Below are 20,537 nucleotides of genomic sequence, written 5' to 3' on the forward strand. Positions count from 1 at the left end.
GGCATGCCGCCGGCCGCGCCGCACGCCCTCGCCAGCGACGCCGAGGCGCAGGTGCTCGGCCTGCTCCTGGTGGCGGTGCCGCTGCTGCTCGGCTGGATCCTCGGCGGCGCGCTGCGGCCGCTGTATCGCCGCGCCGGCGGCTGGCGCCGCCTGCCGATCGTGGCGCTCGCCGCCCTGCCGCTGCTCCTCGCCGTGCCGGCGGCGCACGCCATCCCGGCGATCGGCTCCTGGGACGTCATCGCGTGCATGGCCTGGATCGCGCTCGCCATGGCGCTGTCGATCCCGCACACGCCGCGGGCCCGCAACCGCGTCGCGCTCCTGGTGCTGCCGGCGGTGAGCCTGCTGGCGCTCGAGCTCCTGTCGCGCGTCGCGCTGCCGCCGCCGCCGCGCTTTCCGCCGCCGCGCGCGGCGCACCTGGTGGTCAGCTTCTCGAACCGCGACGCGCCGTGCGACGCGCTCTTCCCCGACGCCAGCGGCTTCATCGACGGGCGCGCCGCCGACGCCGGGGCGCGGCCGTTCACCGTCGTCCACGTCGGCGATTCGATGGTGTTCGGCAACGGCGTGCAGCGCGACCAGACCTTCACCGCCTTGCTCGAAGCCCGCCAGCCCGAGGTCGCGCACGTCAACGGCGGCACGCCCGGGGCGGGTCCCGACACCGACCTGATCGCCAGCGGCCACTGGCGGCGGCAGCTCCGTCCCGATCTCACCGTGGTCTACGTCTTCATGGGCAACGACGTGCACGACGTCGATCGCGCCTACACGTGCTGCGACATGGGGCCGCTGCTCGACTGGAGCGGCGGCGAGCCGCGGCCGCGCTGCACGGCGCTGGAGTGGGCCTTCCCCACCGGCGTGCTGCTCTCCAGCAGCCCGGCGCCGTATCCGTTCCGCGTCGCCGCCCGCCAGTCGGCGTTCGCCGCCCAGGTCACCGCCGCCTTCGACGCCGTCAACCGCGCCATCCTCGGCCGGCAACTGTTCAACGTGAACTTCGGCCGCGACAAAGGGGGCGCGGTCGACGAGCGCCTCGACAAGGTCGAGCGCATCCTGCGCGCCCTGCGCGACGACTTCGCGCGCGACCACGCCCGCCTGCTGCTGGTGATCCTGCCCTTTCGCCAGACCTTGGAGCGCGCCCACGGCGTCGCGCCCAGCAACGTCGATCCGTGGGGCAGCCTGGAGGCGGGCCGCGCCGCCGAACAGCGCGTCGCCGCCGGCGCCCGTGGGCTCGGCATCGACGTCCTCGACGCGTGGGATCTGCTCGATGCCGCCATCGCCCGCCAGGGCGTGCCGCCGTGGTTCGCCGGCGATTACCCGGGCGACGTCCACCTGAGCCCCGCCGGGCACGCGCTGCTCGCCGACTGGCTGGCGCCGCAGATCGCGGCGCGGCTCGGCGACGGCCGGGCCGCGGCGGCGGTCAGCGACCGCTGAGCGGGGCGCGCGCCCGGTAGGCGGTCAGCGCCACCGGCGTCCCCTCGCCCAGCACGATGTGCGAGCGCATGCCGCCGTCGGCGTCGGGGCCGAGATAGCCGGAGTTGACCGGGTCGTAGATGCGCGAGGCGAACGTCGCGCTGGCGAACGGCGTCAGCTCGAGCCGTTCGCGGATCGCCGCGCACACCGGCGTCGACGTCTCGCCCGGCCGGCGCAGGCTGGCGCAGCTCAGGCCCTCGTAGAACACCAGGCAGTGCGGCGGCTGCGCGAGCAGCGCCGCGGCCGCGGGCGAGAGCTGCTCGCGCGCCGGCCCGTCGCCGTCGCCGGCGACGTCGGCGTCGACCACCGTCCAGTAGTCGCCCGCCTGGCCCCCCTCGAGCACCGCCGCCACCCGCCGCAGCCGCGAGGCGAACTGGTGCTGTAAATCGCCCGGCGCGCCGCGGTACTCGAGCACCGTGCAGCCGGCGGGGATCTGGGTGCGCAGCGAGCGCAGGAAGTCGAATTCGCGCATCTCGTTGAAGCGCGCGTCGCCGATGAAATCGCGATGCAGCAGCGGCACGGCCGCCAGGTAGGCGGCGACCGCCCAACGGAAGAGCGGCCGCCAGGCGAGCACCACCGGCGTCGCCGCGGCGGCGAGGAGAACCAGCGGGCTGACCAGGTTCATGTGGTACCGGGCCTGCATCGCCGCGTGGTACGGGTAGACGAAGGAGTGGACGAGGAAGAACCCGACCAGCCAGGCGACGAGGAAGATCGCCCGCGGCCGCTCGCCGCGCCGGCTGAGCGAGCGCGCGCCGAGAATGGCCAGCACGCTGACCAGCGGCGGCATGATCCACGGGTTGACCAGGGTGTTGAGGCGCGGATTGACGGCGATGCGCAGCGCGTTGAACAGCGTCTGCAGCGCCAGCCCCTGCTCGACGCTGCCACTGTAGCGGGCGCGCAGGTTGAACCACGCCGCCAGCAGCGCGGTGGCGCTGACCATCGCCACCGCCAGCGCCGCCCGTCCGGGGATGCCGCGGCCGCGCGTGCAGATGTAGATGGCGCCGAGGTCGAGGGCGAAGAAGACGATGTTCTCCGGGCGCACGAAGTAGGTCGCGGTGCAGAGCAGCGGCAGCATGGCGAAGGAGGCGACGCGCCAGGCGCGCGAGCGATCGCCGAGCGCGGTGTAGAGCACGACGAAGGTCATCGACGACGTCGCGATCGACTGGATCATGTAGACGTCGCTGCGCGAGAAGCGCAGGTGCTCGGGGAGGATCACCAGCAGCCCGGCGGCGGCCAGCGCCTGCCGGTGGTCGCCGAGGATGTAGCGGGCGTGCGCGTACATCGCCAGCGGCGTCATGATCGCGATCAGGTAGTTCGAAGCGAACAGCACGTCGGTGAGGAACAGGCGGCCGCCGCCGACGCGGTTGAGCCAGCGCAGGATCTCGCCGTCCCAGATGCGCGCCGGCAGCGGCGCCAGCCGCTCGTAGGCCCAGGCCTCCATCAGGTTCGAGCTCGGCAGCGCGGCGCGCAGGATCGCGCCGACCACCAGCAGCGCGAGCAGCGCCGGCGCCACCCACGGCGGATCGTCGCGCATCTGGCGACTGAGATGGGCGAGCAGGAAGACGAGGCCGACGAGCATGATGACGATGCCGTCGCCGGGCAGGCCCAACGCCATGCGCCGCCAGTCGAAGCGCGGCGCCGGAGCCGAACCGGAGCCGGCGTCGCGCGTCGTCTCGTCGGGCGCATCCGGCGGCCAGAAGTCTGAGGCGTCGTTCTGCTCGACCGCCGCCGCCAGAACGTCGAGCGGATCCGGCGCCGGCGCCGCCCCGGGCGGTGCCTCGCGCAGCAGCGCGAAGCTGCGGCTGCGCGCGCTCCCCGCCGGCGCCCGCCCGGGATGGGTCAGGATCAGGGTCCGCGTCTGCTGCCCCGGGCCGGCCAGCACGCAGCGGATCCGGTCCGCCTCGATCGACACCCCCCACAGCACCCAGCCGGGCGCCACCTCGCTGCCGACCCCGTACGGCCGCAGCAGCGCGACCACCTCCTGCTCGCGGCCGCCGGCGATCACCGGCAGGCCGTCGGACGGCGGGCCGTCCGCCGCCGCCACGCCGAGCGCCGCCAGCCCGAGGATGATGCCGGCGCCGAGGACGCGCATCGCGCGCCGGCGGCGCCAGGGGGGCGCGGCGGGTGTGGTCACCGGCGGGCGTTCACGCCGCCGGAGCGGCGGCGAGCGGCTGGGCGCAGGCGTCGCCGTAGAGCTCGACGTCCGCGACCCGGACGCCGAAGCAGGCGCCGCGGACGGCGCAGTCGGCGCACGCCGGGAGATAGGTGCGGCCGTCGAGGCGCTCCGGGATCGGCGCCAGGGTGGCCACCCGCGGATCGGCGGCGAAGGCGCAGAGCGGCGGGCCGCAGGGGCCGTCGAGGCCGCTGACCCGCACCCCGAGGGCGAAGGCGCGATCGATCACCGTGCGCAGCACGGCGCGCAGGCGCTCGGGCTCGGGGAGGATCGACGGCAGGAGCGAGCGGTCGTAGGGATCGGTCGGCTGCGACAGCATCAGCCCCTGCAGGTTGGGGTGCGGTCCGAAGGTCTGGTGCACGAACCCGGGCACGTCGGCGAGGTGGTCGATGCCCTCGCGCGTCATGACGCAGTTGAGCCGCACCGGCACCCCCGCCTCGAGCAGGGCGCGAATGCCGGCGACGGTGCGGGCGAAGGTGCCGGGGGCGCGGGTGATCAGATCGGAGGTGGCGGCGTCGCCGCTGTGCAGCGAGACGAAGCAACTGGAGAGCCCGGCGGCGCGCAAGCGCGACGCCAGGTCCGCCTTGCCGAATTGGATGGCATTGGTCTCCAGCGTCACCGACTCGAAGCCGAGCTGACGCGCCCGGCGCACGTAGTCCTCGAGTCGGCGGTCGAGCGTCGGCTCGCCGCCGGAGATGATCAGGCTGCGCGCCCCGGCGGCGCGCAGGTCCTCGATCCAGGTCAGGACCTGTTCGGCATCGAACCGACCCCAGGCGCGGTCCTGCCAGCAGATGCCGCAGTTCTGGTTGCACAGGAAGCCGGTGCGGACGAGCCCCTGGTCGCCGATGCCGGGCACGAGCTGGCGGTAGAAGGCCATCGGCACGCCGAGCGGCAGGGTCGCCAGTTGCCGCGCCGGCGCCAGCGCGCGCTGCCATTTGTCGGCGCCGATCGCCGCCTGCAGCCGGCGCGCCATGGTCTGGAGCTGGCGGTCGAAGCGGCGCGCGTCGGCGTGCAGCTCGACGACGGAGGCGCGGATGGCGGCGCCGCCGCCGTTCTCCTCCAGGCGCAGGCGGGCGAGCGGCGCGCTCTTGCCGAGGACGAGATCGATGGCGCCGCGCGTCGTCGCGACCGCGAGCAGGGTCAGGTCGAAGGCCGGCAGCTCGATCGGCACCGCCGGCGCGCCGACCAGGGCGCGCGCGATCTCCAGTTGCAGCGCCGCGCCGCGGGTCTCGATGTCGACCGGGTCGCGGAAGCGCGCCGCGCTCATGGCGACCCCCTCGCCGCGCCGCAGCCGGCTCTCGCCATCGCCGGCCCGCGGCGCCGCGGCCGACGCGGAACTGGAGCTGCTGCTGGCCGGCATCGCCCGCGACCCTAGCGCAACCGGAATCCTTTCTGAAACGACTTCTGCGCGGCGCGGTGCGCTCCAGCTTCGTCGGCGGCAGCCAGCGCGCCGAGGCGCGGGCGCATCCGCCCAGCCGCCCGAGCGCCCTGTCGATCCCGGTCCGGCTCGCGCGACATCGGGGCGTGGAGTACGGCGCATTCGGTCGTGGCGCGGCGTCGGCACGGCGGCGCCTCGCCCCGGCGAGGAGAAGGAGACACGCGATGCAGTACCTGCTGCTGTTGTATTCGGACGAGACCCGCTGGCCGGAGATGTCGGCGGCCGAGCAGGCGGCGGCCGCTGCCGAGTACGGCGCCTACCGCCAGGCGCTGGCCAAGGCCGGCGCCCTGATCGGCGCCAGCCGGCTGCGGCCGACCTCGGCGACGACGACGGTCCGCGTCGAGAGCGGCCGCACCCAGGTTCTCGACGGCCCCTACGCGGAAGCGAAGGAGCAGCTCGGCGGCTTCTTCCTCATCGACGTCGCCGACCTCGACGCCGCCATCGCCTGGGCGGCCCGCTGCCCGGCGGCGCGGCACGGGACGATCGAGGTGCGGCCGCTGTGGCCACCGGACGCCGCCTGAGGGCCGGCCGGACCCGGCGCCTGCGCGCGCCGCCCCGGGGCCACACCGCCAGCGTCGTTGGCGCAACACGAGGCGTCGACGGCGCGGCTGGGCACGTCGGCGAGCAGGTCGAGGTGGCCGTCGCCGTCGAAATCGGCGGCGGCGAACCGCGGCGGGCCAAGCCGGGCCCGATTGTGGTAGGAAGCTGCGCCATGCTCACACGATCACTCCCCTTACTGGTCGTGACCATGTCGCTGGCCACGTTGGCCGCGCCATTCACCACATCGGCGGTAACGATCGAGGTTGGCTCGGTAGTCGTCGTCAGCGAGAGCGTCCAACTCCCGGTGGTGTTGCTGACGGAAGGCGCGTTCGTGGCGGGGGCACAAATCGACATTCTTTTTCCCGTAGATGCCCAGATCGACGCTCGCGCTAATGGCAAACCGGACTGCAGCATAAACCCAACGATCGACAAAGGCGGCTCTTCATTCATGTTTCAACCGGCCGGGTGTCAGCCGGCAAGGGATTGCAGCAGCATCCGGGCACTTGTCTTGGCGCTGGATAACGTAGACCCGATTCCCGATGGCGCGACGATGTTCACATGCCGGATGCTTGTAATCGCACAGGCGGGAGAGCTCGACATCGAGTGCGGAAATGCCGGAGCCCACGACCCAGACGGTAACGCGCTTACGACAAACTGCCTCAATGGACTGATTACCATCGGCAACACCACGCCGGCCGCCACCCGCACAGGGACACCTACTCGGACCGTCACGGGCACGCGCACTCCCACACCCGTCCCAACCGTCACGTTTACGCGCACGGCGTCGAGAACGCCGACGCAAACACGGACCGCGACGATAACGCCGACACCGACGGCCACGCCCCGGCGAGTCGTGATGACTCTCGGCGCAGGGAGGGGGGTTCCTGGCGGCACCGTTCGGCTGTTCGTCTCGATCCGCACCTCGGACCTGCCTACGGTCGCAACATCGAACGATCTGTATTTCGATGAGGCGTTCTCGTTCGAAGGGTGCCGGCTAGAAACGAGCGCAAATAAGCAACTGGTTGCGACTAGACTGTCCGAGAACACCGCGCGCGTATTCGTGCAATCACCCTCCAACAACAACCCTCTTCCCGATGGGCCGCTCTACAGTTGCGCATTTGCCGCTGGGTCCGCGCTGCTTCCGGGGAACTATACAGTGTACGTTGACGACGTAGTCGCCTACAAAGCGGGCGGTGCGGCCGGCTGGCCGACCGCTGGCGTCGACGGTGCCTTGGTCATATCCCTGGCACCACCGAGTTGCGTTGGAGACTGCAGCCGGTCGGCGAGGGTCAGAATCTCTGACCTGATCACGGCTGTAAACATCGCTCTCGGAAACCAGCCGCTCAACGCCTGCGACACACTCGATACGAACGGCGATCTTCTCGTGAGTATCAACGAGATAATCGCCGCAGTAGGCAACGCGCTCAACGGCTGCGGCTAGGCGCGCTGACCGCCGCCGGCCCCAACTCATCCACCGCCGCGCGAGGCACCGCGGCGCCTCGCCACTCGGCATCACCAACGTGTGGACGAACATCCGCCTGCCGGCCGACCTCGGCGACGACGACGGTCCGCGTCGAGAGCGGCCGCACCCAGGTTCTCGACGGCCCCTACGCGGAAGTGAAGGAGCAGCTCGGCGGCTTCCTCCTCATCGACGTCGCCGACCTCGACGCCGCCATCGCCTGGGCGGCCCGCTGCCCGGCGGCGCGGCACGGGACGATCGAGGTGCGGCCGCTGTGGCCGCCGGACGCCGCCTGAGGGCCGGCCGGACCCGGCACCTCAGCGCGCCCCCCCCGGGGGGGCGAGCGTCTTCACTGTCGTTCCGGCGCCGGGCCCGCGGCGGACGATTCGGCCCGCAGCGACACCGTCAGCTCGGTGCGCTCCCCCGGCGTGCTGTCGACGGCAACGGTGCCGCCCTGCGCTTCCACGAGCGATTTGACGATGAAGAGGCCGAGCCCCATCCCCGAGCGGGCGCGCCCGGTCTCTGTCTGCTGATACCTGCCAAAGAGCAGCGGCAACTCGTGTGGGGCGATGCCCGGCCCGCTGTTGATCACCGCGACACGGACCCCGTCCGCACCGTGCGTCGCCCGCAAGTGGATCTCTCCGCCATCCGGCGTGAACTTGAAGGCGTTGTGCAGCAGGTTCGCGAAGACCCGCTCGAGGGCGCGCGGATCCCCGAGCACGCGCGGCAGGGCGTCGTCGCACTCGACGGTCACGGCGATGTCGCGCAGCTTCGCTTCCGGTCGGTAGGGCGCGCTCACTCGGGCCAACAGGGCGGAGAGTGAAAGCGGCCGCCGCTCGAGCTTGAGCTCGCCGAGCTCGATGTTGGTGAGATCGAGATAGTTGCTGATCAAGCCCACGATCGATCGCGCATTGCCACCGATGGCGGCGACGAGGGGTTCCGCCTCCGCAGGCAGCGGCAGGCGCTGCAGGACGTCCACGTACCCGTAGATGACGCCGAGCGGGTTTCTGATGTCGTGCGTCAGCATGGCCAGGTAATCGCCGCGATAGCGCTCCAACTGCTTGCGCGCGGTGATGTCGCGGACGTTCACCTGCAGCACCTTCTCCCGCTCCACCCAGAAGGCGTTTCCCACCAGCTCGACGTCGACCCGCCGGCCGTCCTTGCGCGTCAGTTGCAGGTGCTCGCAGTGGAAGCGCTCCATCCGCGTCCATTCTCCAATCGGCTGCGGCGGCACCGCATCGCTGAAGCAGCGGATGCCGGCGAGGGGCCGACCCACCAATTCGGGCGCCGCATAGCCGAGCAGTTGCTCCAGAAAGGGATTGATCGCGGTGACCGTGCCGCGGGCGTCGGCGATGATGATGCCATCCGTCGTGGTCTCGAACAGGCGACGGTAGCGGTGCTCGGAATGGGCGAGGACGGCTTGCGCCCGGTTGCGTTGCAGCGTCAGGACCGTCGCGATCCAGAGAACGATCGCGCCGATCACCCGATCCAGTATGGCCAGCCCGACGGTGAGACCGCCGCCGGGAGACAAGACCAGGCCGAGGCACATGAGCGCGGTGCAGCAGGCGGCGGTGGCGATGATCTGTCGCCGCCGCAGCGACGACGCGAACAGCACCGGCAGAACGTACAAGGCCCAGTCGGGGCTCCAGAACGCCGTGTTGAGATCCACGGCGAAGATCGCCGCGGCGAGGATCGCCACGACCAGCAGGGTTCGGCGCCCGGGAGCGGGTTCCGCCGCGACGCCGTGTGGGTCCTTTCGTCCGTCCACGCGCGCTCAGTATCGCACCCGCGCACCGTTCGGCGAACGCAGGAACCACCGCTCGGCGCGGCCGGTCACCGCGCCGCGTCGATCATGCTGTTGATGGTCATCGACTGCTCGGCGACGCTGCCGCTGTTGAACGACCACGCGGAGGCGTGGATGCGCGTGGCGCGGCCGCGCTGGGTGTCGATCATGACCGCGGCGCGCGGGACCAGGCCGGCGTCGCCGGGCGGTCCCTCGTCCGGCGTGTCTCGGTCCATGGGCGCGATCGATTCCGGTCTCCGGCACCAGTCCTCTCACCGCCCTATGCCGGCGAGCCGAGCCTTTTTGCCACGGCGGCGGGCGCACCCGGCATCCGGTGCCGGCGTCCAGCGTCGCCGGCGCCGATGTGCGGGTTCGCGCTCGACCGGGCTGCCCGGGGAACCGGCGCGTTGGCCTCGCCTGGGCGGACGCGCGCCCCGACGCGCCGCGGGCCGGTCAGCCGGTCGCGACGCGGTAGAGGCGCCAGCGGCCGGGGAGGCCGGCGAGCTCGTGCTCGCCGTGCTCGGTGAAACGCAGATCGGAGCCGGCGACCAGGTCCTTCACCGTGCTCGAGGCGATGACCTCGCCCGGTCCGGCGAGCGACAGGAGGCGCGCCGCGGCGTGCACGGCGAGGCCGGCCAGATCGTCCCCGCGCACCTCGCACTCGCCGGTGTGCACGGCGGCGCGGATCGCCAGGCCGAGGGAGCGCGCCCCCTCGGCGATCGCGGCGGCGCATTGCAACGCCCGCGCCGGGCCATCGAAGCTGGCGAGAAATCCGTCGCCGATGGTCTTCACCTCGCGGCCGCGGAAGCGCTGCAGTTGCCGCCGCACGAACGCGTCGTGGGCGTCGAGCAGGTCGCGCCACTGACGCGCGCCGAGCTCGGCCGCGCGCCGGGTCGACTGCACGATGTCGGTGAACACCAGCGTCGTCAGGACGCGATCGACGGCGCCGCCGTGGCGCTGGCCGGTGACGAACTCCTCGACCTCGTCGAGCAGCGGATCGCTGTTGCCGGCGAAGAACAGATGATCGGACCCCTCGAGCTCCACCAGGCGGGCGCCGGGAATGTGGGCGGCGAGGTAGCGCGCGTTCTCGATCGGCACGAAGTGCTCGTCGCGGCGGTGGACGACGAGCGTCGGCACAGCGATCGCGGGCAGGACGTGGCGGACGTCGATGCTCGTGTTGAGGCGCAGCAGCTCGACCGCCATGCGCGGGCTCACCGCCATGCGCTCGTAGCGGGCGCTGGCCTGCACCATCGCCGGGTCTGCCGCCAGGCTGGGGCCGACGAACTTGGCCAGGTACCCCTCGCCCCAGGTCTGGGCGATGATCCCGAAGGCGTTCTCGAGCGCGTCGGGCGGAATCCCGATGTCGTAGCCATCGCCGCTCACGATGCGGGCGAAGGTCCCGAAGAGGACCAGCGCCGCGGTGCGCTCGGGATGCGTGGCGGCGAACAGGATGTTCATCGGCCCGCCCTCGGAGATGCCGAGCAGCGCCGCGCGCTCGCTGCCGACCGCGTCCATCACCGCCCGCACGTCGTCGATCCGCTCCTCGAGCATCGCCGGGCGCCCCTGCGGCAGGGGGTCGGACAGGCCGGTCCCCCGCTTGTCGATGAAGATCAGGCGCGAGAAGCTCGCCAGCCGGCGCAGGAAGCGCGCCAGCGGCGGCACCTCCCAGGCCACCTCCACGTGACTGATCCAGCCGCAGAGAAACACCAGGTCGGGCCCCTCGCCGAGCACCTGGTAGGCGATGTGGTCCTCGCCGCTGCGGGCGTATCGCGTCTTGGGTTCCATCGCGGTCACACGATCGGCGCGGCACGGCGCGCCGAGGCCAGCGTACCCGCCGCGCCGCCCGCGGGCCAGTGCACGGGGCCGACGGTGGACTGCCAGGTCCGCTCACGGCGGGCCGCGCCGCTGATCGCGCCCTGCGGCGCGGCGCGGCGATGGTGGTACCCGACTGGGGACCGGGGAGGCGCTGGGCTCGATCGCGGCGCGACCGAGTTGGAGGCGCCCGAGCGCGGGCGCGCTCCGCTGGGCCCGCGCTTGCTCACGGCCCCAGGCGGCGGTAGGGCGTCCCCGATGCGCCCCGCGACAGAGCTCGTCGCCTCCTTCCGCGAGACCAGCGACGACTGGCGCATCGGCGCCGAGCTGGACCCGGGCGGCGTCGACGCCTTGCCCGCCGTCCACGCCGGCCCGTCGCGCGACGCCGGGCGGATCTGGCGATGCTGCGCCGCGCACCTCGACCGCCACGGCGATTCCGTCGGCGCGGCCCCGCTGCCGCCGCTGCTGGCGGGCGGCGGAGGGGACGTCCGCCCCTGGGCAGCGCAAGCGATGCACGTGCGGCGCTCCGTGGCGCGCCGCGGGGCCGCCTGAGAGGGTGTTCTGGTGAGCGAGGAACGGCTCGAGAATCCGGTCACGGGCGAGTCCATGCGCGTCCTCGAGTCGTCGCCCGAACGCTTCCGCGTCCAGTATGCGCTCCGCCCGCGCGGCGAGATCGCCGGCGCGCACTTTCATCCCTACGGCGAGCAGACGGTATCGGTCGTCTCGGGCGAGCTGCACGTGCGGATCGCCGGCGCGCATCGGGTGATCCGCGCCGGCGAGTCGGCGACCATCCCGACGGGGGCGCCGCACTTCCAGTGGAATCCCGGCGACGTCGAGGCGATCGTCGTCGAGGAGATGCACCCGGCCGCGCGACTGCACGAGTTCTTCCGGGTCCTCTTCCGGCTCGCGCAGAGCGGGAGGACGGACGCCAGGGGCTTCCCGCCGCTGCTTCTGAGCGCGGCGCTGTTCGCGGAGTTCAGCGACACGATCCGTCTCGCGGCGCCCGGGACCCGCCTGCTGCTCACGCTGCTCGCCCCGCTCGCAGTCGCGCTGGGGTACCGGCGCGAGATCGAAGAATGTCGACGGGGGCAGGCCGCGTCGTAGGACGCGCGGCGCTCCCTTGGAGCCGGCGTTCGGCGCGCAGGCGCTGAGCCCGATCGTCTCCATCCAGCGCGACGACTTCGGCATCGACATCGCGGCCGAGCTGCAGCCCGATCGGCGCGCCCTTCCCGACGACTACCAGCGGGGTGGCGGAAGCTTCGGGGTCGCCGTCGGCGACGGCGCGCCACCTTCCGGGCCCGCGCCGCGCGGCCTGGCGCGAGCGCTCAGCCGCGCGGGCCGCGACGCGAGGCCACCCGTTTTCCGGTCGGCCCCGCGGCCCGCGGCGGCTGCAGCGCATTCTTGGGCCGCACGCGGCTTACCAGCGGGAAGCGCCTGGGATGCTCGAGGGACTCGACTGCGAGGTCGATGTCCAGATCGGGCCAATGCAGATGGCGAGGGTGCGGCAGTTCGACGTTGCACAGCGCACCGATTGAGACATCACGAAACCACGGGAACTGTTTGGACGAGACGAACAACTCGCGATCGTGGATCAGAAGCCAGAACCCGCGTTGCGAAGCGTTGGCCACCTCAACGTCCGAAGTGGGTCTCCCACCCGCTGCGGATTTCATCTTCGTTTCCCTGAACGAGTTGAAGCGCTCTGGCGAGCCTGCGCCTGCTCAAACCGTAGTTTTCGGCCAGATCGATTCTTGGCTCCAGCCAGAACTTCGCCTCGCCGTCGGCATGTTGGACATGGCGGCCGCTCCTCGCGCGAGAAGAAGAAGAGGCGAAAACCTCCTTCGCGGAGCACCGTCGGGCTCACGTCGGGACGGTACCCGATCGGCTGTAGGAAGGCGACGGATTCTGGGCGGCCGTTCGGACCCGAGCCTCTAGTGCACCGTCGTTGAGATAGGGTTGAGGGTTGAGCAGGTTGCCGGTCATCGGCGGTCCTCGCGAGGAACGCCGACGCAGGAATATCGGGAATATTCCAAGGAGGCGTGACGCTGCGAGGGACGTCGAGGGCCGGCAAGATGCGTGAGCCTATCTCGACGACGGTGCACTAGCGCTCACGCTGAGCCGTCGGCGCAGCGAGGCTCGCGTTGGTTCGGGAAGTTCAAGCCGCTCGGCTCCAGCGTGTTGTTGGCGCCGACCGGGGTGCCGTACCGGCGTTCATCCGGCAGCCCGCCGCAGAGCGCTCTCCAAGCGCTGCGGCAACTCCAGAGACATGAAGAACTTCTGGGGATAAAGGTAGTCCTCGCCCGATTCGTCGATGACGCGGAGCAGTCCATGCGTCTCCGCCGCGGGATCGGCTAGCGCCTGGTAGATCTTCCGCAACTCAAGTGAGGCTGGATAACCCGTGTTCCGCACGCATACGACAAATCGTTTTTTCTGTCCCGCTCTGGCCATCGTCGTCACCCCAGCAACCGCTTGACCTTCACTTCCTTTCTACCAACGCCGGTGGCCTCGTACCAATGCAACTCCGCTTCGCAGACCACGCCGTCGGGCAGGCGAACCGTTGCGATGCCCTTCCGCTTTCGTCACCGACCGCGACCATACAGCCGTCGCAGTCGAGCGCGGTCGCGGACCGACGGCCCGGTTGCGATGGTCTCCGGGTTGCGAAGCGGACCGAGGATCTCGAACTCCATGCGGATCGGTCGCCTGTACCATCCGATTCTCGATGGGGCTAACGCCCCCGCATCACCTGCCGGCGGAAGCGGGTGAGGCCCGCTGTAGCCGGCAGGTGGATGCGGTCGTTAGATGCCTGCGCGCTTCCGCCGGGCGCTGCTACTGGACCTTCTGCACCTTCGGCGGTGCCCAGCTCCCGTCGAGGATCGAGGGGGCCTTGTCCTTCGGCCAGTACATGCGCAGCATCGGGATGAACTCGCCTGCGGGCGCGGGCAGCCAGTTCGATTCCTTGTCCTTGCCCGGCGAATTCTTCTGGAAGTAGAGCGTGATCGAGCCGTCGGGATTGGCCTTCAGGTTGTCTCGCGGGCTGACGGTGAACTTGTTCAGCTCGTTCGGCACGAACCACCAACCCTGGTCGATCATGTACATCGTGATCGACCAGAAGCCGTTGACCGGCGGCGTCTGGCCCTTGGCGAAGGTCAGCGTGTACTCGTTGGCACCGGTGAGCTTCGCGCCCGTGCTGTCGATCAGCGTGTACGGGTAGACCGCATCCTCCTGCAGGTTCGCCGGCCAGCCGAAGGCCGCGACGACGGCACGCTTCATGTAGTCGGTGCCGTACTGACCCAGCCCCTTGGTGACCTCCCAGCCGTTGACCATCTTGCCGAGGGCACTCTGGTTGGCGCCGATCTTGTCGAGCGCGGTCTTGGGCAGATCCTTCAGCGCTGCCTGCACCGCCGGATCGAGCTTGGACAGCGCGAACGGCTTGCACGGCTCGAAGCCGATCTTCGCGAAGCGCGCCAGCGCTGGCGCGTCGGCGGCATACGCCGGGGCGACATCGCACATGCGCTTGCTCAGCCAGTTGAAGTAGCCCTCGGTGCCCATCGCCAGGATCACCGCCTGCGGCTTGTCGGTCATCGAGATGCCGGGGTTCGCGTCGACCGGCGGTGCCACCGGCGTGAACGGCTTGCCCCACGCCGACAGCGGCGTGATCTTGTATTGCGCCTGCAACGCGTTGACGGTCGCGTAGTCGGCGTCGGTGCCGTCGGCGTAGGTGCGGCCGAGGATCACCATGTACCGGGTCGCCGCAGGGATGTGCTTCATGCCCTTGGGCACCTCGCCCTTCCATCCCGGTCCGGTGATCAGGTAGTTGGCGGCCTTGCTATCGCCGGTGCGGGTGCCGGGGCTGGCGAAGATCGTCATCCACAGGTCGACCATCGGGAACAGGTGATAGCGCTTGCCCATGTCCGGATGGCTGAAGACCTGCGGCTCCTTCAGGTCGAGCCAGGCCAACGAATACAGCGTGTCCGCGTTCGGCGCCGAGACGCCGCGGTAGTCCGCCGGGGGATAGCGCTTGACGTTGATGAACTGGTTCACCGGCGCCTGCAGTTCGGTGGCGTCGGCGACGTTGGACATCTGGATGCGCGTCACGTCGGTGGTGACGAGCGAATAACCGTAGACGTAGGCGTCGGTGGCAATCGCGACCGCTTCCTCCGGTGCCACTTGCGCTGAAACAGCGATCGGCGCTGCCGCCATTGCCACCATCATTGATGCCAGCATCAGTCTCGGCTTACGCATACTCCGTTACTCCTCTCGCTTCGTGTGGTGAGTTTGACCTGCCCCTCGCCGCGAACCTTTCGCGGTTCGAGGCGGGCAGCCCGTCTTTATTGCTACGCATGAGCTGGCTATTCCAGATAGCCCCCCACCAGTATCAGACGTTGGTGGTCGGCACCCGAGGCCGGTCGCAGCGGTACACTGGTCGATGAAGAGCCGTCGCGGCCGCTTGCCGGGCCGCGTCAGGGCGCGCGGCGGCGACACGCGACGCCGGGACCGAGCCCGGCGGCGGCGGGGTCAGTTCGGGTCGGCGGAGAGCCAGCTCGGGTGCCAAGGGGGGCAGCGGCGTTGCTGTGGCAGCCCGAGGTGGGCGAGGATGCGGACGATGGCGCGCGGAGCGGCGATGGCCGACCAGGCGCAGGCGCCCGCCGTCGTCCGGCCACGCCAGTTAGGGCGGCGGTGCGAGTGAGGAGCCGTTCGCGACGGCTCGCGCGCGGCACTCGACGACGAGACGCGGCGCCATTCGTGCTCGCGCGAGCAGCGCCGTACCTCCGGAGCGACGGCCCACCGCGCCCGCCGGCGACGACAGGGCCGGCGACGAGCTGGATCGTCGCGGTGGTCGCAACCCGTTCAACCTGCCCCTCGTCTCCCGACTTCCTGCCGGCCTGACGCGTTGGCGATGAGCCGCCGGCGCACTGAAGCTCGCGGCGAGCAGCGCTGTTCAAGCCGGTCGGCTGCATCGCTGGCGCTCAGCCGCGCGGGCCGGCGACGCGAGGCCGCCCGTCGTTCACGCGGCCCTGCGGCCCGCGTCGGCTGCAGCGGCTTGTTAGACGCGGCTCACAAAAGCTTGCGGAATTCATCCTCGGTCAGCCCGGCATCGCGCACGATACCGCCCAACGTAAGGGCATTCAGCGGATCGTGCCGTGGAACGGTGACGATGCGCTTGCCATCGGAGAGCACGATGTGTTTGCGACCTTCGCGTGCGATGCGGAACCCTGCCTTCTCAAGGGCACGCACCGCCCGACGGTGCGGAATCCCGGGGATCCTCCCCACCGCTCACACCGCAACGTCGACTTCACGAATATCGCCGTCCTTGAGCTCTTCGTCGACGACAGCGAGGTATTCCTGAATGGCGTCGGCGACGTTCTCGAGTGCTTCCTGTTCCGTCTTTCCTTGCGACCAGCATCCGGGTAGCCCCGGGACCGATACGGCAAAGCCCTCATCGGACCGCTGCAGCAAGACCTTATACCTCATCGTCGGCTCCTCGCTCGCGACACTACCTCGACTGCTCCGAGCGGTCTAACGCCAGCGGTCAGCCGCGCGGGCCGCAGGCCCGCGCGGCTGCACCGGTTTGTTAGCCAGGACATGGGTGCTCCGCGCCCACAACGTTTCCATCTGGACAGCATTTCCATCCTTTGGGGCAGCACTCCGGGGCAGAGAAGTACAGTGATGCGGCAGCCGGGCAGAGAAGCATTAGGGAACTCGGGCCAGCTGTCGCCCGGACGAACTTGGGCTCGCGTGTAGGTGCCACAAACGCGCACCCGACACTTTCGTTCGAGAGCTCACGTAGGTCCAAGACTGTTCGACGGCCATCGTCTTCAAAGACTATCTCGTTCGCGTACACAGCCCGTACTGGGATTCCGCTCGGCCGCAGGCACTTCTCCGTGTCCTCGAGAGCATACCCGAAGTGCTCAAGTGCCGACTGCGTTCCTTGATCTGCCTCGACCTCGGCCTCGGACACATCCGGGAAGAACCCGACAACCTGAGCACGATCGACTTGGATCGCTTCCGAGCGCTCAGCGCCTCGCTCGTCCGGTCCCGGCGGAGAGGGCCGCGCGCCGCACCCAATCAGCAGAGCAGAAGCGAGCACGCTTACTTGGACCATGCGGGGTCGGCACAGCATGGCTAACGCCTCGTTAGGCGGCGACACTCGACTTGGCTCGCTCGTACAGCGTCTCTGGCGCGATGTCGGCGCCGTTGGGCCAGGTCACGGTGCCTCCGTCGACAAAGAAGCGCTCGAAGTACGCTTGGTCCTGAAGCGGTTCGAAGATTGGCCCCTGAAGCCACGCCGAGAAGTCGACGGTATTCTCAACCCCGTCATTGAAGACGAGGTGAATCCGATACGCCCCTCGGTACTCCGCTGCGACCACGGTTGGAAGAAACGCCATGCGGCTACCTCATTCCAGCGGCGGAATCCGCTCCAGTGCCTCACCCACGGTGAGGCGGTCCCAGTTCGCTTGCAGCTCATCACGGTGCGCCAACGTCCACTCCTTGATCAATCGTCGGGCGGTGCGAGACGAAAGCGTGCCAGCCAGGAACTCGCCGTCGAGCGTGAACGTCGCTTGTTGACCTTGATGGTCGGCATGGAAGTGGGCGACTCCGTGCTCACGGTAGAACATGCGGATCACGATGCCGAAGAAGACTGAGATGACCGGCACGCCGCCATCCTACCCCCCTCGTGCACGTCCGCCCAACGTCGCAGGTCAGCGGCCGAGCGAAACGGCGCAACTTTTGCGTAAGCAAAGGGCGTGGCGGTTCGAGCGGTCCGCTGCACCTGCATTGTTGGACGGCACCAGCTACAAGACCTTGGACGCCGCCTCGGTAGCGGCCCTAATCCGGTCTCGCCATCTGATTGCTGCGGCGCGGGGCTCTTCTGCGCACATTATCGCTCCGGAAATTGCGATTACACACGAGGCAGGGTCTCCTGTGAAAGCAGCGTGTACCGCTGCCTCGACATCACCACCCTGCCTTCCGATGCCCGGCAAAAGGAAAGGCTGCGCGGGGAATCGCTGGCGTACCCGCGCGATCTCGCGTGATGCTGTCGCTCCCATCACCACTCCTACATTGCCGCTTTTGTCACACTTCGGAGCCAGTTCTGCAACTGCCATAAACAGGGGTTGTTCATAGTGCTCTAGATGCTGAAGATCTGTGCGACCAGGATTCGAAGTGTGACAGACGACGTACACCCCCCGAGAGGCGTACTTGGCGAACATGGCGATAGAATCCGCGCCATGGTATGCATGTACAGTCGCCGCGTCGAACTCCATGGCCTCGAACACCGCCGACGAATAGGCCATCATCGTATTTGGTACATCAGCTCGCTTGCAGTCCAACAAAATTGGGATATCGGGCGGCACACAATCGCGGACGACGGAAAGCGCCTCCCATCCCTTTGGGCCGTACTGTTCCCAAAAGGCTGAGTTCGGCTTGTAGCAGCAGGCGATGTCCGACGTAATGTCGATAATTCGACGTGAAAGCTCGATTGCCGTCTCGATCCCACCACCGATGATCCGCGGCTCTGGGTCCAGACCTATACAAAGCAGCGAGTCTCGAGCAGTTGACGCTGCCCGAAGCTTACTGAAGTAGTCCAAAGCAGTGTTCATGTCGGACCCTTGAGCCTGTCCGTCCAACGCCGGCGGTCAGCCGCGCGGGCCGCTGGCCCGCCTCGGCTGCACCGCTTTGTTAGGCTGCGCAAGCGGGTTTTCGCGCAGATCTCAGTGGCGGCGCCCTGAATCACTGCAGTTCCTTTCGGACAAGCCGCAGCCCGGCCACGTAGTACTTGTCGCCATTATAGACCTCGCCGTCGTCAATTATCCAAGCGAGTTCATCGTGAGACATCAGGTTCGTCGAGCTCCAATACGCGCCCACGGTAAGGCAGTGCCACCCGCTGTCGTCGTCAGCGCTGCAGCGAACGTTGCAACCCTGGCCGAACGCCTCGAACAAAGCCGGTTTCGCTGTGGAATAGTCGACGATCGATTCGAGTTCTTCGATGGTAGGTACGCGCCAATCGCTGTGTGTACCGAGTACGCTCTCGTTCGCCTGCGTGAGCCGGTCCCAGACGGTAGTGATGACTCCCGCATCGTAGGAATCAAGGACACAGGAACCTTCCCCGCACATCGCGCATCCGAGGCTTCCGACACCCATGGCCGCGGCACAGGTCGCAGCAGCGCCGACGTTGGGTTGGCACAGAACGTCGGGAGCGCGTTCACATTTACCGGCCCAGACGAACCGTCCACACTGCTCCTTCTGCCACATCAGGCCCGATCGCCGGTCCGAGATCGTTCCGTTGTGGTTGTCCAGAAAACGCGGAACAGGCTGAAGCCAATTCCCACGGACTGCTCGCGCAGCTCGTTCTACAAAGAGGGTTCCCGCGGCCCCTATGTTGCCGATCCCGCCGGCGCAAAAATCCACGTACCAAGGTTCATCGTCGTAGCCTGCCACGGTCTTCGACGCCGACCAGTATGTAGGCAGTCCATTGGAACTGCCGCAGGTTTGATTACAGCTGCAAGCGCTGCTGGCAATGTCCATGCAGTCGCCGCCACATTTAGAGCCGAGAAAGGCGCGATCGACGGCTGGGTCGACCGCAGCATAATCAACCAACGTCGCGAGCTCGTCCACGGTAGGAATGCGCCAATCAGACTGTCCAGCAAACCGCGTCGCATTGAGCTGCGCGATCCAGTCCCACACCGTTTGGAATGGGCCAGTATCGCATTTCAATTGGAGGTCGAGGATTGGCGCGCAGAAGGAACAGAGTTCCTCGTCCAGATCGCTTTTCAGGCACGCGGCCTGCGCCGCCTCGTTGGATTGACAGTAGTCGGAACCACCGCCGCAGCCCCCGAAGAGCAAGTATTGATTGTCGGCGGCGTGTAGGTTCTCGAGATCCATTCCCGCGCCCAGACCGACCTTCTTCTCCCACACCAGACGGGTGGCGGTGTCGGTTATCGTGCCGTCAGCATTGTCGACGAAGCGTGTTGCCGGGCAACCGTCTAGCGCGTAGCCCGTGGCTAGAACGAGCTGATCGATGGTCACCTCTCCTTCCACGTTTGCGAAGGCGCTGCACGAATCTGGCGCGTGTTCTCCCAGCGCGATCGTAATTCCGAGCACCAGTTCGCTGATGTCGATCCGCCGGTCGCCGGTGCAGTCGCCGACGCAGGGCGGTAGCGATACCGCGAGGGTCGGGCAACACGCGATCAGTACGACGTATGCGAGGGCGCAGAGCGGGGTGGCGAATATCGCGGCGCGTCCGATCGACGTATCCGGCATAAGACACTTCGCCTAACGCCAGCGGTCAGCCACGCGGGCCGCAGGCCCGCGTCGGCTGCACCGCTTCAGTTAGGCGCGCTACAGATCCTGCGGTTCGAGGCCGGTGTGTTTCGAGATGCGCGCAAGCATCTTCGGGCCGATTTCGTCGCGGTCGTGGAATGCCCAAACGTAGTCTGGCCACCCCGGACGCGAGAGGACGAGGTGCGAGCCGCCCGCCCGACGCTTCTCGACCCACCCGATTCTCAGGAGGGCACGGAGGACGCGACGAGCCGGGGCGCTCGGCCATGCGCTCATGCCGCCGAGAAGAGAACGCTCTCGAAGGGAACGGCTTCGCCGTTTTCGAGCCGATCAGCGAGCACTCGCAACGCCAGCGCTTGCGCCTTGGCCTGCGCCTGTTCCTGGCTGTCGCCATACACGTGCACGCCCGGCAGTTCGGCCACCTCGGCAATCCACCGCCCATCGCTCTCCCGATCAACTTGGACGCTGAAGGTCATGCGGGCAGAGTACCGGATCTTCGCCTCGCGGCCTAACGCGGGCGCTCAGCCGCGGCGGGGCGACGAGACCTGCATGCCGAGCGCGCAGCTCCAACCCGCCGTCGGCTCCAGCGGCTTGT

General features: G+C 69.0%; 21 protein-coding genes and 1 pseudogene. 6 read left to right on the plus strand and 16 right to left on the minus strand.

What is annotated here, in order from left to right; genetic code table 11:
• Nucleotides 1–3 precede the first annotated feature (3 nt).
• Complete coding sequence (locus KF840_05260; protein ID MBX3024303.1) at nucleotides 4–1,422, plus strand: hypothetical protein; 1,419 nt, start codon at nucleotides 4–6, stop codon at nucleotides 1,420–1,422.
• Here KF840_05260 and KF840_05265 read toward each other — a convergent pair.
• Both KF840_05265 and KF840_05270 read right to left on the minus strand, forming a co-directional pair.
• A complete protein-coding gene (locus KF840_05265; GenBank protein ID MBX3024304.1) occupies nucleotides 1,409–3,595 on the minus strand; it encodes a hypothetical protein in 2,187 nt (728 codons plus the stop codon). The two genes, KF840_05260 and KF840_05265, sit on opposite strands and share 14 nt — an antisense overlap.
• A 10-nt stretch (nucleotides 3,596–3,605) precedes the next feature.
• A complete protein-coding gene (locus KF840_05270; protein MBX3024305.1) occupies nucleotides 3,606–4,994 on the minus strand; it encodes a radical SAM protein in 1,389 nt (462 codons plus the stop codon).
• A 242-nt stretch (nucleotides 4,995–5,236) separates the two neighbouring features.
• On the opposite strand from KF840_05270, the gene KF840_05275 reads away from it, so the two are divergent.
• Genes KF840_05275 through KF840_05285 form a run of 3 tightly spaced genes read left to right on the plus strand, consistent with a single transcriptional unit; the run spans nucleotide 5,237 to nucleotide 7,367 of the window.
• Nucleotides 5,237–5,593: a YciI family protein gene (locus tag KF840_05275; GenBank protein MBX3024306.1), complete on the plus strand. Its 357-nt coding sequence runs from the start codon at nucleotides 5,237–5,239 to the stop codon at nucleotides 5,591–5,593.
• Nucleotides 5,572–7,053 (plus strand): hypothetical protein, encoded by a 1,482-nt coding sequence (locus tag KF840_05280; GenBank protein MBX3024307.1) that lies wholly within the window; start codon nucleotides 5,572–5,574, stop codon nucleotides 7,051–7,053. The genes KF840_05275 and KF840_05280 overlap by 22 nt, the downstream gene beginning before the upstream one ends.
• Nucleotides 7,044–7,367, plus strand: a complete 324-nt coding sequence (locus KF840_05285; GenBank protein ID MBX3024308.1) for a YciI family protein — start codon at nucleotides 7,044–7,046, stop codon at nucleotides 7,365–7,367. Before KF840_05280 ends, KF840_05285 begins: the two co-directional genes overlap by 10 nt.
• Nucleotides 7,368–7,420: 53 nt before the next feature.
• Here KF840_05285 and KF840_05290 read toward each other — a convergent pair whose 3' ends face one another.
• From KF840_05290 to KF840_05300, 3 genes are all read right to left on the minus strand, one after another.
• Nucleotides 7,421–8,620, minus strand: coding sequence for a PAS domain S-box protein (locus KF840_05290; protein MBX3024309.1), 1,200 nt, complete (start codon nucleotides 8,618–8,620; stop codon nucleotides 7,421–7,423).
• A 284-nt stretch (nucleotides 8,621–8,904) separates the two neighbouring features.
• Complete coding sequence (locus KF840_05295) at nucleotides 8,905–9,090, minus strand: hypothetical protein (protein MBX3024310.1); 186 nt, start codon at nucleotides 9,088–9,090, stop codon at nucleotides 8,905–8,907.
• Nucleotides 9,091–9,307: 217 nt separating this feature from the next.
• Nucleotides 9,308–10,639, minus strand: coding sequence for an adenylate/guanylate cyclase domain-containing protein (locus tag KF840_05300; protein MBX3024311.1), 1,332 nt, complete (start codon nucleotides 10,637–10,639; stop codon nucleotides 9,308–9,310).
• A gap of 285 nt (nucleotides 10,640–10,924) precedes the next feature.
• Here KF840_05300 and KF840_05305 point away from each other — a divergent pair, with 285 nt between their 5' ends.
• Together KF840_05305 and KF840_05310 are read left to right on the plus strand one after the other, a co-directional pair.
• Nucleotides 10,925–11,218: a hypothetical protein gene (locus tag KF840_05305; GenBank protein MBX3024312.1), complete on the plus strand. Its 294-nt coding sequence runs from the start codon at nucleotides 10,925–10,927 to the stop codon at nucleotides 11,216–11,218.
• Nucleotides 11,219–11,230: 12 nt separating this feature from the next.
• Nucleotides 11,231–11,770, plus strand: coding sequence for a cupin domain-containing protein (locus KF840_05310; GenBank protein MBX3024313.1), 540 nt, complete (start codon nucleotides 11,231–11,233; stop codon nucleotides 11,768–11,770).
• Between the two features lie 221 nt (nucleotides 11,771–11,991).
• On the opposite strand, the gene KF840_05315 is transcribed toward KF840_05310, so the two are convergent.
• The 11 genes and pseudogenes from KF840_05315 to KF840_05365 all read right to left on the minus strand — a co-directional run bounded on the left by KF840_05315 (nucleotide 11,992) and on the right by KF840_05365 (nucleotide 20,418).
• Complete coding sequence (locus KF840_05315) at nucleotides 11,992–12,336, minus strand: DUF2442 domain-containing protein (protein MBX3024314.1); 345 nt, start codon at nucleotides 12,334–12,336, stop codon at nucleotides 11,992–11,994.
• Nucleotides 12,296–12,527 (minus strand): annotated as a pseudogene (locus KF840_05320) (DUF4160 domain-containing protein). Before KF840_05320 ends, KF840_05315 begins: the two are co-directional and overlap by 41 nt.
• 962 nt (nucleotides 12,528–13,489) lie before the next feature.
• Nucleotides 13,490–14,905, minus strand: coding sequence for a DUF1254 domain-containing protein (locus KF840_05325; GenBank protein MBX3024315.1), 1,416 nt, complete (start codon nucleotides 14,903–14,905; stop codon nucleotides 13,490–13,492).
• A gap of 813 nt (nucleotides 14,906–15,718) precedes the next feature.
• Complete coding sequence (locus KF840_05330) at nucleotides 15,719–15,934, minus strand: type II toxin-antitoxin system HicA family toxin (protein MBX3024316.1); 216 nt, start codon at nucleotides 15,932–15,934, stop codon at nucleotides 15,719–15,721.
• Nucleotides 15,935–15,937: 3 nt separating this feature from the next.
• A complete protein-coding gene (locus KF840_05335) occupies nucleotides 15,938–16,135 on the minus strand; it encodes a type II toxin-antitoxin system HicB family antitoxin (GenBank protein MBX3024317.1) in 198 nt (65 codons plus the stop codon).
• 662 nt (nucleotides 16,136–16,797) lie between these two features.
• Nucleotides 16,798–17,049, minus strand: coding sequence for a DUF2442 domain-containing protein (locus KF840_05340; GenBank protein MBX3024318.1), 252 nt, complete (start codon nucleotides 17,047–17,049; stop codon nucleotides 16,798–16,800).
• Between the two features lie 9 nt (nucleotides 17,050–17,058).
• Nucleotides 17,059–17,319 (minus strand): DUF4160 domain-containing protein, encoded by a 261-nt coding sequence (locus tag KF840_05345; protein MBX3024319.1) that lies wholly within the window; start codon nucleotides 17,317–17,319, stop codon nucleotides 17,059–17,061.
• Between the two features lie 138 nt (nucleotides 17,320–17,457).
• On the minus strand, nucleotides 17,458–18,264 hold the full coding sequence (gene pyrF / locus KF840_05350; protein ID MBX3024320.1) for an orotidine-5'-phosphate decarboxylase: 807 nt from the start codon (nucleotides 18,262–18,264) through the stop codon (nucleotides 17,458–17,460).
• A gap of 130 nt (nucleotides 18,265–18,394) precedes the next feature.
• The gene (locus KF840_05355; GenBank protein MBX3024321.1) at nucleotides 18,395–19,924 is read right to left on the minus strand and encodes a DUF1566 domain-containing protein; all 1,530 of its coding nucleotides are present in this window, start codon (nucleotides 19,922–19,924) and stop codon (nucleotides 18,395–18,397) included.
• A 78-nt stretch (nucleotides 19,925–20,002) separates the two neighbouring features.
• Complete coding sequence (locus tag KF840_05360) at nucleotides 20,003–20,218, minus strand: type II toxin-antitoxin system HicA family toxin (GenBank protein MBX3024322.1); 216 nt, start codon at nucleotides 20,216–20,218, stop codon at nucleotides 20,003–20,005.
• Entirely contained in the window at nucleotides 20,215–20,418 is a 204-nt protein-coding gene (locus tag KF840_05365; GenBank protein MBX3024323.1) for a type II toxin-antitoxin system HicB family antitoxin, read from the minus strand. Before KF840_05365 ends, KF840_05360 begins: the two co-directional genes overlap by 4 nt.
• Between the last annotated feature and the right edge of the window lie 119 nt (nucleotides 20,419–20,537).

The sequence above is a fragment of the bacterium genome (genome assembly GCA_019637795.1).
GTDB lineage: Bacteria > Desulfobacterota > Binatia > HRBIN30 > CADEER01 > JAHBUY01.